The organism is Nonomuraea sp. NPDC049784 (assembly GCF_040659615.1).
Classification (GTDB): Bacteria; Actinomycetota; Actinomycetes; order Streptosporangiales; family Streptosporangiaceae; genus Nonomuraea.
This window is the reverse complement of sequence record NZ_JBFAMX010001092.1, coordinates 1-1,973: the sequence shown is the minus strand read 5'-3', so window position 1 is coordinate 1,973 and position 1,973 is coordinate 1. Positions and strand designations below refer to the sequence as shown.

At 71.9% G+C, this 1,973-nt stretch carries 3 protein-coding genes and 1 pseudogene; 2 read left to right on the top strand and 2 right to left on the bottom strand.

Features of this window, described 5'->3' with window-relative positions; all coding sequences use genetic code 11:
• On the bottom strand, positions 1-878 hold an 878-nt coding region (locus tag AB0J09_RS63585; RefSeq protein ID WP_360714055.1), incomplete at its 3' end, for an ATP-binding protein.
• Between the two features lie 216 nt (positions 879-1,094).
• On the opposite strand from AB0J09_RS63585, the gene AB0J09_RS63580 reads away from it, so the two are divergent.
• Together AB0J09_RS63580 and AB0J09_RS63575 are read left to right on the top strand one after the other, a co-directional pair.
• The gene (locus AB0J09_RS63580; protein ID WP_360714053.1) at positions 1,095-1,658 is read left to right on the top strand and encodes a permease; all 564 of its coding nucleotides are present in this window, start codon (positions 1,095-1,097) and stop codon (positions 1,656-1,658) included.
• Positions 1,645-1,833 (top strand): annotated as a pseudogene (locus AB0J09_RS63575) (alpha/beta hydrolase); the annotation flags it as partial. The gene AB0J09_RS63580 and the pseudogene AB0J09_RS63575, both read left to right, overlap by 14 nt.
• Before the next feature lie 64 nt (positions 1,834-1,897).
• Here AB0J09_RS63575 and AB0J09_RS63570 read toward each other — a convergent pair.
• Positions 1,898-1,973 (bottom strand): DUF3145 family protein (locus tag AB0J09_RS63570; RefSeq protein ID WP_360714057.1); only part of this gene is annotated, 76 nt, incomplete at its 5' end.

Below are 1,973 nucleotides of genomic sequence, written 5' to 3'. Positions count from 1 at the left end.
AGGAACCCGGCGCGTTCGGCCGGGCCCAGGGCGGCGGCATCGACCCCCAGCTTTCCGGCCGCGTGCACGACGACGTCGAGATCCCCGGCGTCGTCGAGGGCCGCGACCAGCAGCATCGTCTGGCTGTCCGGCGGCAGGACGGCGATCCGTGCCTCGTACGCCTCCTGGATCCGGCGCGGTAGCGGCAGCGGTTCCTGTGCGTGCTGGAGCGAATCGGGCAGCCGGGGCAGCTCGATCAGAGCGAGCGGGTTTCCGCCGCTCGCGGCGAGGATCTTCTCCCGTACGGCGGGGCCCAGCCCGGGCGTGTGCTCGTGCAGCAGGTCGTCGGCGGCCGGCCGGTCGAGGCCTTGGAGCCGTAACTCGGGCACCCCGGGCGCGTGGAACCCGTCCCTGGCCGCGAACAGCAGCGCGATCCCCTCCGAGTGCAGCCGCCTGGCCGCGAACAGCAGCGCCTCGGCCGACGACCGGTCCATCCACTGGGCGTCGTCGACCAGGCAGAGCAGCGGGCCGTCCTCGGCCAGCTCGGTGAGCAGCGACAGGGCGGCCAGGCCGATGAGGAACCGGTCCTCAGGGGCGGCGGCCAGGCCGAACGCGCCCTCCAGCGCCCTCGCCTGCGGCGCGGGGAGCCTGCCGATCCGGTCGAGGGCCGGGCGGAGCAGCAGGTGGAGCGCCGCGAAGGGCAGCTCGGCCTCGGTCTCGATGCCGGTGCCGCGCAGCTGTCGCATGTCCTCCGACGACCGGGCGGCGTGCTCGAGGAGCGCGGACTTGCCGATCCCGGGCTCGCCTCGCAGGATCAGGCTCCCGCTCCGGCCGCCCCCGGCCTGCGCGATCAGCGCCTCGATCTCCGCCTGTTCCCGCTCCCGCCCCCACAGCACCATCGGAATCTACCGTCGCCGCCGGACGAGCTGACAGGCGGCACCAGTCAATCGTCCGATACCGGGCGGACGCCCCCGATCCCTAACGTCGTACCGCCAGGCGGGGTCCGAGACGCAAGGGAGAAGCGTGTGGATTTCTTGATCTTTCTGCTGTTATTCGCCGTGCTGTGCGGCGGGCTCGACCACTGGGCCACCCGTATCCCCAGGAAGGGGCACTGAATGTTCGTCGGACACTTCGGACTGGCCGCCGCGGTCAAGGCCACCCAGCAGCGCGTCCCGCTGTGGTCGCTCATGCTCGCCACGCAGTTCCTCGACGTCGTCTTCGTGGTCCTGTACCTGGCGGGAGGAATCGAGTCCTTCCGGGCCGTCGCCCCGGGGACATACGGCGAGGCCCTGATCGACGCGCAGTACACCCACTCGCTGCTGGGTGCGTTGCTGCTTTCCGCGCTGTACGGCGGACTCAGCGCATGGCGGTGGGGCCGCAAGACCGGGTTGGTGCTGGGCGCGGTGGTGTTCAGCCACTGGCTGCTCGACCTGGTCGTCCACCGCGCCGACCTGCCCCTGCTGCCCGGCAACGCCGGCGGCCTGCCGCTGCTCGGCCTCGGACTGTGGCAGACCCCCTGGGCCACGGCCGCCGTCGAGGGGGTCCTCCTGGTGGCCGGAGCCATCCTGTACTTCCGCTCGGTATGGCGACGCGCACCCGGCACCTGGCGCGCGATCGTCTCCGGCAGCGTCATGACGCTGCTGCTCGTCCTGGGCCTCGCCGTCGATGTCCTCAGTTAGGAAAGGTGCTGACATGTTCATCGACGTACCGGGCGGTCGCCTGGCCTACGACTCCGTCGGAGAAGGTCCGCTCATCGTGTGCGTACCCGGTCTGGGAGACACCCGCGAGGCCTACCGATTCCTGCGCCTGCCACTGGTGGAGGCGGGGTACCGGGTGGTGACGACGGACCTGCGGGGCCACGGGGAGTCGTCGGCGGGGTGGGACGACTACTCCCAGTCCGCGGTGGGCGGCGAGGGGGTCAGACGGCGGCGTGGAGCCAGCGGACCGGGGCGCCGTCGCCCGCGTACCGGAACGGCTCCAGCTCCTCGTCCCAG

Excerpts from the sequence above, each read along its gene's own strand:
- AB0J09_RS63580 (WP_360714053.1), top strand. The coding sequence starts at position 1,095 with ATGTTCGTCGGACACTTCGGACTGGCCGCCGCGGTCAAGGCCACCCAG.